Genomic DNA, 12,486 nt, shown 5'->3' with positions numbered 1-12,486 from the left:
AGCGGACGGCGGTCGATCTTCTGGTGATGAATGGTAGCGACAATGAGATCAGGCTCAACCAGGGGCGGGACAATGGGTTCATCGTCACCGACGGCGGGGAGAAGCTGCCGCTGGTGCCGCCGGCGGCGAATACCACTTTGGCCGTGCCTGGCACGCGGAGCGCCGCGATTACGCTGGTGTTCGAGGGGGCCGTTGCGGACCGGGGGACGGCGATGCTGACGCTGAACGAGAGCGGCAGCAGCGACTCGATCTACAGCCGCAATCCGCGCTTCCAGATCAGCCTGCCGCTCGACGGGGCGGGAGGATCGGCGCCGGAGGTGTCGGCGATATCCAACCTGAAGCCGGTGCCGATGAGTGTGTTGAGGGTGGCGCGGGCGACGGGATCGACGCTGGGCACCGGGGCGCAGGGGGCGAGCACGCTGACCACGGTGGAGGCGCTGAAATCAGAATTGGGCGCGGTCGAGACCGAGCGCGGCACGATGGTGTCGCTGCCCGGCGACGTGACATTCGACTTCGACAAGTCGTCGATCCGGGGCGACGCCGGGCCGGTGCTCGACAAGCTGGCGGAACTGATCGCGGCGGGTGGCGAGGGGGTGATCACCATCGAGGGTCACACCGACTCACGCGGCGACGATGGCTATAACAAGCGGTTGTCGCTGGCGCGGGCCGAGGCAGTGAAGGCCTATCTGGTCGACAAGGGGGTGCCGGCCGGCCGGCTGCGCACGATCGGGCTCGGCGAGACGCGGCCGGTGGTGCCGAACGCCAAGGCCGACGGCAGCGATGACGAGCCGGGGCGTCAACGCAACCGGCGGGTCGAGGTGATCCTGCCTGGGAGCGCGCCGGCCTAGGCGGCGATGAAGGTGGTGAAATAGCCGTCCGGGGCGCGGCAGGAGAAGGCGCGGGCGCCGAATTCGTCGGTATCGATGGCGGTGAGAGCGGTGGCGCCGGCGGCGGAGGCGCGGGCGTGGGCGGCGTCGATGTCGGTGACGCGCCAGCTGTAGTTGCTGAGGCCGAGCGCGCCGGGCGAGGCGAGGTGGTGGACGGTCGGCATCTGATGGGCGGTGCCGAAGCGGAAGCATTTGAGGCGGCCGGAGCGTCGCTCGGCGAGGCCGGGCTTCGAGCGCGGTTCGTCGAGGTCGACATTGTAATGCGCTTCGCCCGGGGTCAGCGCGAAGATCGCGCGTGAGGCCTGGGCCTGCTCATAGGGGATGGTCAGCTCCAGGCTCTTCCACAGGCCGAGGACCTGTTCGTAGAAATCGAAGATGGCGGGATCGTCCGACTGGACGACCATGCAGCCCTGGACGATCTGCGTCGTCTTCAGGAGGCTGTCGTCGGCGAAGGTTCCGAGCAGCGGGCTGTCATAGCCGAAGCGTTCGAGAAAGACCTGGCGGGTCTCGGGGGCGAACAGCTGGAATTCGCGCAGCGCGATCAGCGGATCGCAGAACGGCTCGGGGGTGCGGCCGCCGAACAGATGGGCATAGGCGCGGCCCATGTCGATGAAATGGATGTCGCCGAGCTGGATGCGGTCATCCAGCGCCCGGGCGGCGGCGGCGTGGTTGGCAACGGTGAGCAGCGAGCGGGCGAAATGGCCGACCCAGCGCGTGCCGGCGGCATTGAGGCCGGACTGGCCGAGTCCCTCGTTGGCGAAAGCGTCCCAGGCGATCAGGCGGACGAGGCCGTGGTCGGCGGAGCCGCGCAGGCGGCGGCTGCGGCCCGAGGCGGCATGGCCATAGAGGCTGCCGGCCAGCGCGGCGGGGAGAGCGGCTTCTGCTTCAACGGCATAGCCGAAGGCCTGCCAGTAGGCGGTGGCGGCTTCGAGGTCCCGGACCCCGATCCAGACCTCGTAAAGACCACCATGGGCGAGCGGGGCGACAGATGAATGGTTGCGTTCGCCTGACATATGAATTCCCTTTTGCGCTTGAAAGCCTAGCTTCTTAGGTTAGGATAAATAGTTGCGTTGACAACCGTTGTCATGTGTATTGAATGCTAACCGTTCTCGTAGACGAAAGGCGGAAAGATGCAAAGCACGGGGCTCAGGGTGGTTTTGGGGTTGTCGGTGGCGTCACTGATGGCGGTGCCTTCGTGGGCGCAGAACCAGGTGCAGACGGCTGACGCGCCGACGGGCGGGCTGGAGGAGATCATCGTCTCGGCCGAGCGGCGGGCGGGATCGCTGCAGGATACGCCGATCTCGGTGACGGCGCTGACCGCCGACATGCTCGACAAGCGGCAGGTCAATAACGTCCTCGATCTGGCGACGCAGGTGCCGAACCTGGCAATCGACCCGGTGACCGGCATCGGCAATGCGGCGCGCATCTTCCTGCGCGGTGTCGGCGAGGACCAGGCGGTGTTCACCGCCGACCCCGGCATCGGCGTCTATGTCGATGGCGTCTATTATGCGCGGACCTTCGGCGCGCTGTTCGACTTCGTCGACGTCAACAGCGTCGAGATCCTGCGGGGGCCGCAGGGGACGTTGTTCGGGCGGAACACGCCGGGCGGGGCGATCCTGGTCAACAGCCGGGCGCCGTCGACCGAGCGGTTCAGCGGTACGTTTGATGCCGGTTATGGCCGATTCAACGAGATATTGCTGCGCGGTGCGGTGAATGCGCCGCTGGTGCAGGATTTTGCGGCGGCGAGCATCAGCGCGGTCTATCGCAAGCGCGACGGCTTCACCAAGGCGCCGAACATCGGGCGCGACGTCAATGCCCGTGATGTGGCCAGCGTGCGTGGGCAGCTGTTGCTGACGCCGACGCCGTCCCTCACCATCCGGGTGATCGGCGACAAGACCTGGGACGACAGCGACGCCTTTGTGCCGACGAGCAATTTCTCGGGACAGCCGGCCGACCTGTACACGACGCTGGCGGGCGAGGACCCGAGCGCGCAGTTCCGCACCGGCGGCGTGTCGGCGCAGGCGACGCTGGAGCTGGGGGCGGTGACTTTGGGCTCGACGACCAGCTACCGCGAGCTGACGCAGAAGGCGACGCTCGACAATGACGGCGAGGCGCGGCGGCTGTCCGGGCAGATCATCGATGCGCGGCAGAACCAGTTCAGCCAGGAGGTGACGGCCAGCCTGAGCCTCGACCGGCTGGAGGCGATCGTCGGCTTCTTCTATTTCCACGAGTTCAACGCCTATGACACGGTGACGCTGATCGGCTCGCGGACCAACCCGCTGACCGCGATCGCCCGGCCCGATTATTCGGAGCAGGATACGCGCAGCTATGCGGTGTTCGGCCAGGCGACGTTCAAGCTGACGCCCGACATCGGGCTGACGGCGGGCGGGCGCTATACCTGGGACCAGAAGGACTTCTTCAATGACCAGCCAAGCGTGCCGGGCGTTTTCGGCGGCGCGCGCAAGTGGCAGGATTTTTCGCCGAAGGTCGGGCTCGACTGGCGGGTGAACGAGCAGCTCTATCTGTTCGGCTCCTGGTCGCAGGGGTACAAGGCGGGCGGTTTCAACCGGTCGAACGTGGCGATCGTCGCCAATACGCCCTATGATCCGGAAGAGGTCGAGACGATCGAATTCGGCTTGAAGGCCGATCTGGCCGACCGCAAGATCCGCGCCAACCTGACCTTTTTCAACAATGACTATACCGACCTGCAGCTGTCGACCTTCGACCCCAATACGGGCACGACGCGGCGCTTCAACGCCACTTCGGCGCGGACGCGGGGTATCGAGCTTGAGGTGTCGGCGCGGCCGGTGCCGGAGTTCGATGTCTATGGCTCGGTCGGCTATCTCGATGCGCGCTACAATGAATTTTTCGACCTGGTCGGCGGCGTGCTGACCGACGTGTCGTCGCGGCGGCTGAAGGGTGCGCCCGACCTGCAGTGGAGCGCCGGCTTCGGCTGGGAGCCCGAGCTGCCGGGGGGTGGCCGGGTGCGACTGGGCAGCGATGTCAGCTTCCGCGACAAGGTGTTCAACAATGTCGCCAACACCGAGAGCGTTGCGACCGACGCGCGGACGCTGGTCAATGCCTCCATCCGCTACACGACGCCGGATGACCGCTGGCAGTTCACCGCGGCGGGGCGCAATCTGCTCAACCGCAAGTTCGCCGCGAACAGCATCTTCATCGGCGGGCTGCTGTCGGCGCTGTATCCGGCCGAGCCGCTGACCTGGTCGTTGAGCGCGCGGTACAGTTTCTGAGCATCGGGGGCGCGCCTTTTGTCCTTCGGACGGCAGTACCGCGGTCTGCGGTGCTGCCGTTCGGGCTGTGCTTCATCGCCTATGTGTTCAGCCAGCTCGACTTGGCGCTGTTCGCGTATGCGCTGCCGGCGATCCGCAAGGACTGGGCGGTATCGCTGACGGCGATCGGCACGGCGATCTCCATCGCCTATGTGATCGGCGGCTTTGGGCAGGTGTGGATGGGGCATCTGACCGACCGCAAGGGGCGCAAATATGTGCTGATGGCGGCGACGGTGCTGTCCTCGCTGTTCGTGGCGGCGCATGCGCTGGTGGCGGGGCCGCTGACGCTGGGGCTGGTACGGGCCGGGGCGATTGCGACCGGCGGGGCGATTTATCCCTCCACCGGCGCGATGGTGGCCGAGGTGGCGCCGGCGCGGTGGCGGGGGATCTATGCCGGACTGTTGCAGGCCGCCTATCCGCTCGGCTGGTTCATTGCCTCGCTGCTGGCGGCGCCGATATTGGTGGCGTTCGGCTGGCGGGCGGTGTTCCTGGTCGGGCTGCTGTCGATTCCTTATGTGGTGGTGCTCAAGCGCTGGCTGCCGGAGAGCCGGCATTTTACCGACAACAGGGCCGGGCAGGCGGCGCGGCCGAGCCTGATGGACAGTTTGAAGGTGATGCTGGCGCCGGGGCTGCGGCGGCGGACGATCACGCTGTTTGCGGCGCAATTGCTGTTCGTGATTGCCTATGGCGGTTCGTCCTTCCTGCTGCCGACCTATTTCACCGAGCATCGCGGGCTGCCGATGACGACGGCGGCCTATATCGTCGGCATCGGCAATGCGATCAGCATCTTCGGCTATCTGGGCGCGGCCTTCATCGGCGAGTTCGTGCTGACGCGGCGGACGACGGTGGTGGTGTTCACGCTGCTCGGGGCGGTGGGGTTTCTGGCGATGCTGTGGCTGTCCACCGGCGTGACCGACACGCTGGTGATGTTCGGGCTGATGAGCATCTTCTTCTACGGCACGGCGGCGGTGAAGTTCGCCTATATCGCCGAGCTGTTTCCGACCGGGCTCAGGGCGACCGGGCTGGCGGTGTGCGGATCGCTGGCGGTCAATCTGGGGATCGCCATCGGGCCGCTGATGATTTCGGCCGCGGTCGAGCAGATCGGCTGGCAGATGGCGCTGTCACTGTCCGTGGGGCTGCCGCTGACCGCGGCGGGGGTGCTCTATCTTTTTCTGAAGCCGGTGCCCTCGGGGCTCGAGGTGGATGATGTTCACAAGCTCATGATGTCAAAGGGAGAATGAAAAGTGGTTGCTGGTTGGAAAGCCTGGGAATTTGGCGGGCCGGAAGTATTGCGCTGGGAGGATATCGGCACGCTGGTGCCGGGCAAGGGGCAGCTGCTGGTGCGGGTCCATGCGTCGGGCGTCAACTTTGCCGAGACGCGGATGCTGGCAGGGACGTACGTGGGTGTCGACGCGCCGATCGTGATGGGGATGGAGTCCTCGGGCGTGGTCGAGGCGGTGGGCGAGGGCGTCACCGGCTTCAAGGTCGGGGACCGGGTGTTCGGCCGGGCGCGCGGCAGCCATGCCGAGGCGGTGCTGATGGACGCGGTGCTGGCGATGCATATGCCGGACTCGATGTCGTTCACCGATGCGGCCGGGATTCCGGTCGGCTGGCACACGGCCTGGCATGCGCTACGGACCGTGGGCGGCGCCAAGGCCGGTGACCGGGTGCTGATCGAGGCGGTGGGCTCGTCGGTGGGGTCGGCGGCGTTGCAGATCGCCAAGTCGTTCGGCTGCTGGGCCGGGGTGACCGCGAGCCGCGACGACAAGCTGGAGCGGGCAAAGGCGTTCGGCGCCGATGCCGGCTATAATTACAAGGACTCGAGCGTGTCCGAGGGCGTGATGCGCGATACCGGCGGCGAGGGCGTGGATATCGCCTGCATGACCATAGGCGAGGAGACGGCCGATCAGCTGTTCGACAGCATGGCGAACCACGGCCGGATCGTCATGTACGGGTCGACGGGCGGGCGGCAGGTGTGCTTCAGCCTCAATATCGGCAGCCGCAACATCGCGCTGCTGTCGATGAGCATCTCGACCAGCCCGCTGTATTTCTCGCAGACCATCCCGACCTTCATCGCCGAGGCGCTGCCGCGCTTTGCCGACGGTAGCTATCGCTCGATGGTCGACACGGTGCTGCCGATGCGCGACGTGGCGAAATCGCACCAGATGATTTCCGACCGTCGGCATTTCGGCAAGGTCGTGTTGGTGAACGAGGGAGTTTGAGCCATGGCTGTTTCCAATGTTCTGATCGTACTCGCCCATCCCGATCCGGGCTCATACAATGCGGCGCTGGCCGGGGTAGCGGCGGAGACGCTGCGGGCCCGAAGTGCCGAGGTGGTGATCTCCGACCTTTATGCGCTGGGGTTCGAGGCCGTGGCCGGGCGCGGCGACATGACCGACGCCGCGGCCGAGGGGCTGTTCAACCTGGCGCTGGAGCAGGGCCGGGCCCTGGAGGCGGGGACGCTGGCATCCGACATCCTGGCCGAGCAGGCCAAGGTGGCGGCGGCCGACCTGATCATCTTCCAGTTCCCGCTCTGGTGGTATTCGATGCCGGCGATCATGAAGGGCTGGGTCGACCGCGTGCTCAGCTACAAGTTCGCCTATGGTGTGGGCCAGTGGTGGGACGCCGGGCCGTTTGCGGACAAGCGGGCGATGCTGTCGATCACCACGGGGACGCCGAAGGGCGCCTATGCGACCGACGGGCGCAATGGTGACATCGAGCGCATCCTGTGGCCGCTGGAGGCGGGCGTGCTGGCGATCTGCGGTTTCCAGGTGCTGCCGTCCTTCGTCGCTTATGGGGCGCCGTGGATCGGCGACGAGGGGCGGGCGGCGCAGAAGGCGCAGCTGGCGGCCCTGCTGGCCGATGTCGATACGATCGAGCCGCGCTTCTTCCACAAGCTGGCCGAGTTCGGCGAGGATCTGCGGCTGCGGCCGGAGGTTACGCCGCGGACGCCGGGGCAGCATCGGACGCCCTGACCGGAGCGGCAGTTCGCCCATGGATTCGGAAGGCGAACTGCCGCAAGGTGCGTGCATGCAGGATGGGCAGATGCAGCAGGGCGGCAGCGAGGCGGCGGTCGACGAATTCAATGTCGAGCGGTCGATCCGCTATCGGCTGGCGATGCTGTCCCGGTTGTGGACGGTGTCGACGGAGCGGATCTATCTCGACCAGTTCGGGATGACGCTGAGCGAGTGGCGGATCCTGGCGATCGTCGGGTCCGAGCAGCCGATCTATGCCAATGTGATCGCCGAACGCGGGCTGATCGAGAAATCGCGGGTCAGCCGGATCGTCGCCAAGCTGGTCGAGCGCGGGGTGCTGGAGACCCGCGACGACGAGCAGGACAGCCGACGCAACTTGCTGCTGCTGACGGCGGCGGGCCAGCGGCTGTACAGGGAGATCGCGCTGTTGTCGCTCAAGCGCGATGCCTTGTTCGAAAAGGCGCTGACGGCGCGTGAGCGGGCGGAATTCGACCGGATGGTCGGCAAGCTGCTCAACTGGAGTTTTACGGTGACGGGGAATTGAGGCTCAGCCGGCGCTCATGCCGCCGTCGGCACTGAAACTGGCGCCGGTGATATAGCTCGCCTCGTCCGACAGCAGCCAGAGGATCAGGCTGGCGATGTCACCGGGTTGACCGAGATGGCCGACGGGGATCATCGGGTCGAGCGCGTGCCTGTCCCCGCCGGTGACGCGCAGCAGATTGGGGGTCTCGGTGGCGCCGGGGCAGACGGCGTTGATGCGGATATTCGAGCGGGCATAATCGAGCGCCGCAGCCTTTGTGAGGCCGATGACGCCGTGCTTGGCGGCGACATAATGGGCGATCCCGGCGACGCCCTTGAGGCCGAAGATCGACGAGGTGTTGACGATGGCGCCGCCGCCGGTCTTGAGCATCAGCGCGATCTGGGCGCGCATGCCGTTGTAGACGGCCTTGAGGTTGAGATCGAACACCCAGTCGGATTCCTCCGGCGGCGTCTCGTGCAGCGGCTTGAAGTCGTTGTGGCCGCCGGCGTTGTTGACCGCGAGATCGAGGCGGCCGTGGCCGGCTTCGATGTCGGCGATCAGGGCTTCGAGGTCGTGGCGGTCGGTGACGTCGGTGGGGCGGGGGTGGGCGGTGCCGCCATCGGCGCGGATGCTGCCGGCGAGGGCCTCGAGCGGGGCCGAGGTGCGGCCGGCGAGGATGACGGTGGCGCCCCTGGCGGCGAGGCCGCGGGCGGTTGCTTCGCCGATGCCGCTGCCGGCGCCGGTGACGAGGGCGATGCGGCCGGCGAAGGTCATGCCGGCTTCCAGGTCTTGCGCAGTTCGGCCTTCATGACCTTGCCCATGGCGTTGCGGGGCAGCTCGGGCAATATCTGATAGTGTTTGGGGTGCTTGAAGCGGGCGAGGCGGGGCTTGAGGGCTTCGGCCAGCGCCTGCGGATCGAGGTGGTGGCCGGGTTTGGCGATCAGGACGGCGACGACGGCCTCGCCGAAATCGGGGTCGGGAACGCCGATGACCGCCGATTCCTCGACGCCGTCCAGACTGTCCAGCTCGGCTTCGATCTCGCGCGGGTAGATGTTGTAGCCGCCCGAGATGATGAGGTCCTTGCCGCGGCCGACGATGTGGACATAGCCCTGGTCGTCGATGCGGGCGAGGTCCCCGGTGATGAAGAAGCCATTGGCGCGCAGATCGTCGGCGGTCTTGGCCGGGTTGCGCCAATAGCCGGTGAAGACATTGGGGCCGCGCACCTCAAGCATGCCGATCTCGCCCCGGGGCAGCGCGGCGCCGGTGGCAGGGTCGGTGACGATGATCTCGATGCCGGGCAGCGGCGGGCCGACGGTGCCGGGGACGCGGGCGCCGTCATGCGGGTTGGAGGCGTTCATCAGCGTTTCGGTCATGCCGTAGCGCTCGAGGATGGCGTGGCCGGTGCGGGCCTCGAAGGCCTGATGGGTTTCGGCGAGCAGCGGTGCCGAGCCGGAGACGAACAGGCGCATATGGGCGGTGGCGTCGCGGGTCAGTGCCGGGTCCTGCAGTAGCCGCGTGTAGAAGGTGGGGACGCCCATGAAGACGCTGGCGCCGGGCAGGTGGTGGAAGACCTGTGCGGGATCGAACTTCGGCAGCAGGATCAGGCTGCTGCCCGCGGCGAGGGTGGTGTTGACGCCGACGAACAGGCCATGGGCGTGGAACAGCGGCAGCGCATGGAGCAGTACGTCGCCCGAGGTGAAATGCCAGGCGCCGGCGAGGGTGTGGGCGTTTGAGGTGAAGTTGCCGCAGGTCAGCATGGCGCCCTTGGGGCGGCCGGTGGTGCCCGAAGTGTAGAGGAAGGCGGCGAGGCGGGACGCGTCCGGCGCCGGGCGCGACGGTGGCGGGGTGGTCGGGGCGTAGGCGAGCAGGCTGCCGTCGCCGGCGGTGCCCATGGTGACAATGGGGGCGCGGCCGGCGGCAAGGGCGGTCATGGCGTTGGCGCGGGCCGGGCTGGTGACGATCAGAGCCGGGTCGGCGTCGGAGATGAAATAATCGACTTCGGCATCGGCATAGCCGGTGTTCAGCGGCACGAAGATGGCGCCCATGCGCAGCGAGGCGAGATAGAGCAGGATGAAGGCGACCGACTTTTCGGCTTGGACGAGGATGCGGTCGCCCGGCGTGACGCCGAATTCGGCGAGCGTGGCGGAGAGGGCGGCGGCGCGCGTGTCCAGGTCCGCATAGCTGAGCGTCTCGCCGTCCGGGGTGTGGATGGCTGGACGGGCAGGGTCGGTAGCGGCGAGGCCAGCCACCCAGTCATAGGGATCGATGATGGTCATGCGGTTTCTCTGTGGCTTGGGGTGGCGCGGGGCAAGCGACGGACGGGCCTTGCTATCACATGCTGATAAGGCGCGGCGAGGGTGGTTTTGTGCTGGCGCGGCGGCGGCTTAAGCCCGGGGGAGCGGGAGACGATGTAATGAAGACGGCGTACCGGATCGGGCAGATCGTGCCGAGTTCCAACACCACGATGGAGACCGAGGTACCGGCGATGCTACGGGCACGCGAGGCCGTGCTGCCGGAGCGTTTCACCTTTCATTCGAGCCGGATGCGGATGATGAAGGTGACGCAGGAGGAATTGGCGGCGATGGACGCGCAGAGCGGACGCTGCGCCGAGGAGCTGGCCGACGCGCGGGTCGATGTGATGGGCTATGCCTGTCTTGTGGCGATCATGGCGATGGGGCCGGGCTATCACCGGACCAGCGAGGCGGCGCTGGCGGCGCGGGCGGCGGCCGCCGGAGGGCCGGCGCCGGTGGTAACCAGCGCCGGGGCGCTGGTCGAAGGGCTGAAGGAGCTCGGCTATCGCCGGGTGGCGGTGCTGGCGCCCTATATGCGGCCGCTGACGGACCTGGTGGTCGACTATATCGAGCGCGAGGGGATCGAAGTGGCTGCGAGCCTGGCGCTGGAGATCCCGGACAATCTCGAGGTCGGGCGGCGCGACCCGATGCTGACGCTCGATGCGGTGCGGCAGCTCGACCATGGCGGCTGTGACGCGGTCGTGCTGTCAGCCTGTGTGCAGATGCCGTCGCTGGCGGCGATCCAGATCCTCGAGGACCGGATCGGCAAGCCGGTGGTGTCGGCAGCGACGCTGACGGTGCGGGCGCTGCTGCTGGCGCTGGGGCTGGCGCCGGTGGTGCCCGGGGCTGGAGCTGCATTGGCAGGGTCCGCTTCGGTGGGGGCAGCGCTTGCGTGAGCCGATGTTGCGTGGAACGGTGCGGGCCGCTAGCCGTGAAGGCGTTTTGCGGCCGGAGACATTGATGAAGGCGAAATACTACAAGAGCTGGCACCTGGCCGAAGACGAAAGCAGCTTCAAGGTGACCGAGTTCGAGTGGACGATGATCCGCTTCTATGAGGCGTTTTCGCGCTGCGTTATCACCATGGGCGGGCTGACCATCGATGCCGACCTCAAATATTCCGAGCATCTGATCCTGCACGTGATCCGCATGCAGGACCGGCCGAAGAGCAGCGCCACGATCGCCCGGATGATCAACCGCGATGATATTCCGAACATTCAGTATTCGCTGCGCAAGCTGGAGGCCAAGGGGTTGATCGAGAAGGTGCAGGAAAATGGCGCCAAGACCTTTGCCTACAAGGTGACCGACAAGGGCGAGCAGACCACCGACGAATATGCGGCCGTGCGCCAGGAGGTGTTGCTGGAGCCGATGGCGACGCTGGGCAATTTCGATGCCTCGATTGCCAAGGTGACGCAGTTGCTCGGGGTGATGACCGGCATTTATGAAGAGGCGGCGCGCAATTCCGCGACCTTCAGCAAAGACGAGATCGGGGAGGAATGACGATGAAGCGCTGGACTGTGGGTGACGGGACGCTGGCGATGGCCGAAGTGGCGCGGCCGGAGCCGGGGCCGGGCGAGGTGCTGGTGCAGGTCAAGGCGGCGTCGATCAACGCCCGCGACCTCGGCATCCGGGGCGGCTTTTATCCGCACCGGGCCGGGGTGGTGGCGCTGTCCGACGGGGCCGGGATTGTCGCGGGGCTGGGCGCCGGGGTCGAGGGCTGGGCTGTGGGTGACGCGGTGGTCGGCTGCTTCTTCCCGTTCTGGGAAAGCGGGCCTTCGAATGCCGACAATCACCGGGCGACGCTCGGGGCGCAACTCGATGGGTTCCTCGCCGACTATGCGGTGATCCCGGCCTCCGGGCTGGTGAAGAAACCCGAGACGCTCGACTTTGCCGAGGCGGCGACGCTGCCGTGCGCGGCGCTGACCGCCTGGTCGGCGCTGTTCACCGAAGGCGCGTTGAAGCCCGGTCAGCATGCGCTGGTGATCGGTACCGGCGGTGTGGCGAGCTTCGCGGTGATGTTCGCCAAGATGGCCGGGGCGCGGGTGACGGTGATCTCGTCCAGCGATGCGCGGCTGGCGCAGGCGGCGACGCTGGGCGCCGATGACGGGATCAATTATGTGGACGTGCCCGAATGGGACGCCGAGCTGCTGTCGCGGACCGGCGGGCGCGGCGTCGACGTGGTGGTCGAGCTGGGCGGCGGCGGCACGCTGGCGAAATCCATGGCGGCGGTCGCCGTGGGCGGGCGGATCGCGGTGATCGGGTTGATCTCCGGCGTGGTGGCGACGCTGCCGCTGGTCAATATCCTGGCGCGGGCGGCGCGGATCATCGGCATTACCGTGGGGCACCGTGAGGATTTTCGGGCGATGAACGCGGCGATCGACCTGCACGGCCTTAAGCCGGTGATCGCCGGGCGATTCGGGTTGGAGCAAGCCGCGGACTGCTATGCGGCGCTGGAGGCAGGCGGGGTGTTCGGCAAGCTGGTGATCGAGGTCTGAGCGCGGGGATTTCTTACGGCAACCGGGAACT

Annotated in this window: 12 protein-coding genes; 9 read left to right on the top strand and 3 right to left on the bottom strand. The window is 67.1% G+C overall.

Annotation, left to right across the window (positions count from 1 at the left end; translation table 11 throughout):
- Positions 1-848, top strand: an 848-nt coding sequence (locus ACTIFJ_RS08370; protein WP_439533646.1) for an OmpA family protein, incomplete at its 5' end; no start/stop codon positions are given.
- Here ACTIFJ_RS08370 and ACTIFJ_RS08365 read toward each other — a convergent pair.
- Positions 845-1,900 (bottom strand): VOC family protein, encoded by a 1,056-nt coding sequence (locus ACTIFJ_RS08365; protein WP_439533645.1) that lies wholly within the window; start codon positions 1,898-1,900, stop codon positions 845-847. The genes ACTIFJ_RS08370 and ACTIFJ_RS08365 overlap by 4 nt on opposite strands.
- A 168-nt stretch (positions 1,901-2,068) precedes the next feature.
- Here ACTIFJ_RS08365 and ACTIFJ_RS08360 point away from each other — a divergent pair, with 168 nt between their 5' ends.
- Genes ACTIFJ_RS08360 through ACTIFJ_RS08340 form a run of 5 tightly spaced genes read left to right on the top strand, consistent with a single transcriptional unit; the run spans position 2,069 to position 7,696 of the window.
- On the top strand, positions 2,069-4,138 hold the full coding sequence (locus tag ACTIFJ_RS08360; protein ID WP_439533644.1) for a TonB-dependent receptor: 2,070 nt from the start codon (positions 2,069-2,071) through the stop codon (positions 4,136-4,138).
- A gap of 50 nt (positions 4,139-4,188) precedes the next feature.
- Positions 4,189-5,418 carry an MFS transporter gene (locus ACTIFJ_RS08355; protein ID WP_439533643.1) on the top strand — a complete coding sequence of 410 codons (1,230 nt, stop codon included), beginning with the start codon at positions 4,189-4,191 and terminating at the stop codon, positions 5,416-5,418.
- 3 nt (positions 5,419-5,421) lie between these two features.
- Complete coding sequence (locus ACTIFJ_RS08350; RefSeq protein WP_439533642.1) at positions 5,422-6,399, top strand: quinone oxidoreductase family protein; 978 nt, start codon at positions 5,422-5,424, stop codon at positions 6,397-6,399.
- Between the two features lie 3 nt (positions 6,400-6,402).
- Positions 6,403-7,152 carry an NAD(P)H-dependent oxidoreductase gene (locus ACTIFJ_RS08345; RefSeq protein WP_439533641.1) on the top strand — a complete coding sequence of 250 codons (750 nt, stop codon included), beginning with the start codon at positions 6,403-6,405 and terminating at the stop codon, positions 7,150-7,152.
- A gap of 55 nt (positions 7,153-7,207) precedes the next feature.
- On the top strand, positions 7,208-7,696 hold the full coding sequence (locus ACTIFJ_RS08340; RefSeq protein ID WP_439533640.1) for a MarR family winged helix-turn-helix transcriptional regulator: 489 nt from the start codon (positions 7,208-7,210) through the stop codon (positions 7,694-7,696).
- Between the two features lie 3 nt (positions 7,697-7,699).
- On the opposite strand, the gene ACTIFJ_RS08335 is transcribed toward ACTIFJ_RS08340, so the two are convergent.
- The gene (locus ACTIFJ_RS08335) at positions 7,700-8,446 is read right to left on the bottom strand and encodes an SDR family NAD(P)-dependent oxidoreductase (RefSeq protein ID WP_439533639.1); all 747 of its coding nucleotides are present in this window, start codon (positions 8,444-8,446) and stop codon (positions 7,700-7,702) included.
- Entirely contained in the window at positions 8,443-9,948 is a 1,506-nt protein-coding gene (locus ACTIFJ_RS08330) for an AMP-binding protein (RefSeq protein ID WP_439533638.1), read from the bottom strand. The genes ACTIFJ_RS08335 and ACTIFJ_RS08330 overlap by 4 nt, the downstream gene beginning before the upstream one ends.
- A gap of 137 nt (positions 9,949-10,085) precedes the next feature.
- On the opposite strand from ACTIFJ_RS08330, the gene ACTIFJ_RS08325 reads away from it, so the two are divergent.
- The 3 genes from ACTIFJ_RS08325 to ACTIFJ_RS08315 all read left to right on the top strand — a co-directional run bounded on the left by ACTIFJ_RS08325 (position 10,086) and on the right by ACTIFJ_RS08315 (position 12,455).
- Positions 10,086-10,859: a maleate cis-trans isomerase family protein gene (locus ACTIFJ_RS08325; RefSeq protein WP_439533637.1), complete on the top strand. Its 774-nt coding sequence runs from the start codon at positions 10,086-10,088 to the stop codon at positions 10,857-10,859.
- 64 nt (positions 10,860-10,923) lie between these two features.
- Positions 10,924-11,460 (top strand): winged helix DNA-binding protein, encoded by a 537-nt coding sequence (locus ACTIFJ_RS08320; protein WP_439533636.1) that lies wholly within the window; start codon positions 10,924-10,926, stop codon positions 11,458-11,460.
- Positions 11,461-11,462: 2 nt separating this feature from the next.
- Positions 11,463-12,455: a zinc-dependent alcohol dehydrogenase family protein gene (locus ACTIFJ_RS08315; RefSeq protein ID WP_439533635.1), complete on the top strand. Its 993-nt coding sequence runs from the start codon at positions 11,463-11,465 to the stop codon at positions 12,453-12,455.
- Positions 12,456-12,486: the final 31 nt, after the last annotated feature.

The organism is Polymorphobacter sp. (assembly GCF_051860865.1).
Lineage (GTDB): Bacteria > Pseudomonadota > Alphaproteobacteria > Sphingomonadales > Sphingomonadaceae > Sandarakinorhabdus.
Note: the sequence above shows the minus strand (reverse complement) of the source record. Positions and strands in the feature narration are given on the sequence as shown.

Excerpts from the sequence above, each read along its gene's own strand:
- ACTIFJ_RS08360 (WP_439533644.1), top strand. The coding sequence starts at position 2,069 with ATGGCGGTGCCTTCGTGGGCGCAGAACCAGGTGCAGACGGCTGACGCG.
- ACTIFJ_RS08325 (WP_439533637.1), top strand. The coding sequence starts at position 10,086 with ATGAAGACGGCGTACCGGATCGGGCAGATCGTGCCGAGTTCCAACACC.
- ACTIFJ_RS08330 (WP_439533638.1), bottom strand. The coding sequence starts at position 9,948 with ATGACCATCATCGATCCCTATGACTGGGTGGCTGGCCTCGCCGCTACC.
- ACTIFJ_RS08335 (WP_439533639.1), bottom strand. The coding sequence starts at position 8,446 with ATGACCTTCGCCGGCCGCATCGCCCTCGTCACCGGCGCCGGCAGCGGC.
- ACTIFJ_RS08365 (WP_439533645.1), bottom strand. The coding sequence starts at position 1,900 with ATGTCAGGCGAACGCAACCATTCATCTGTCGCCCCGCTCGCCCATGGT.
- ACTIFJ_RS08315 (WP_439533635.1), top strand. The coding sequence starts at position 11,463 with ATGAAGCGCTGGACTGTGGGTGACGGGACGCTGGCGATGGCCGAAGTG.
- ACTIFJ_RS08340 (WP_439533640.1), top strand. The coding sequence starts at position 7,208 with ATGCAGGATGGGCAGATGCAGCAGGGCGGCAGCGAGGCGGCGGTCGAC.
- ACTIFJ_RS08345 (WP_439533641.1), top strand. The coding sequence starts at position 6,403 with ATGGCTGTTTCCAATGTTCTGATCGTACTCGCCCATCCCGATCCGGGC.
- ACTIFJ_RS08320 (WP_439533636.1), top strand. The coding sequence starts at position 10,924 with ATGAAGGCGAAATACTACAAGAGCTGGCACCTGGCCGAAGACGAAAGC.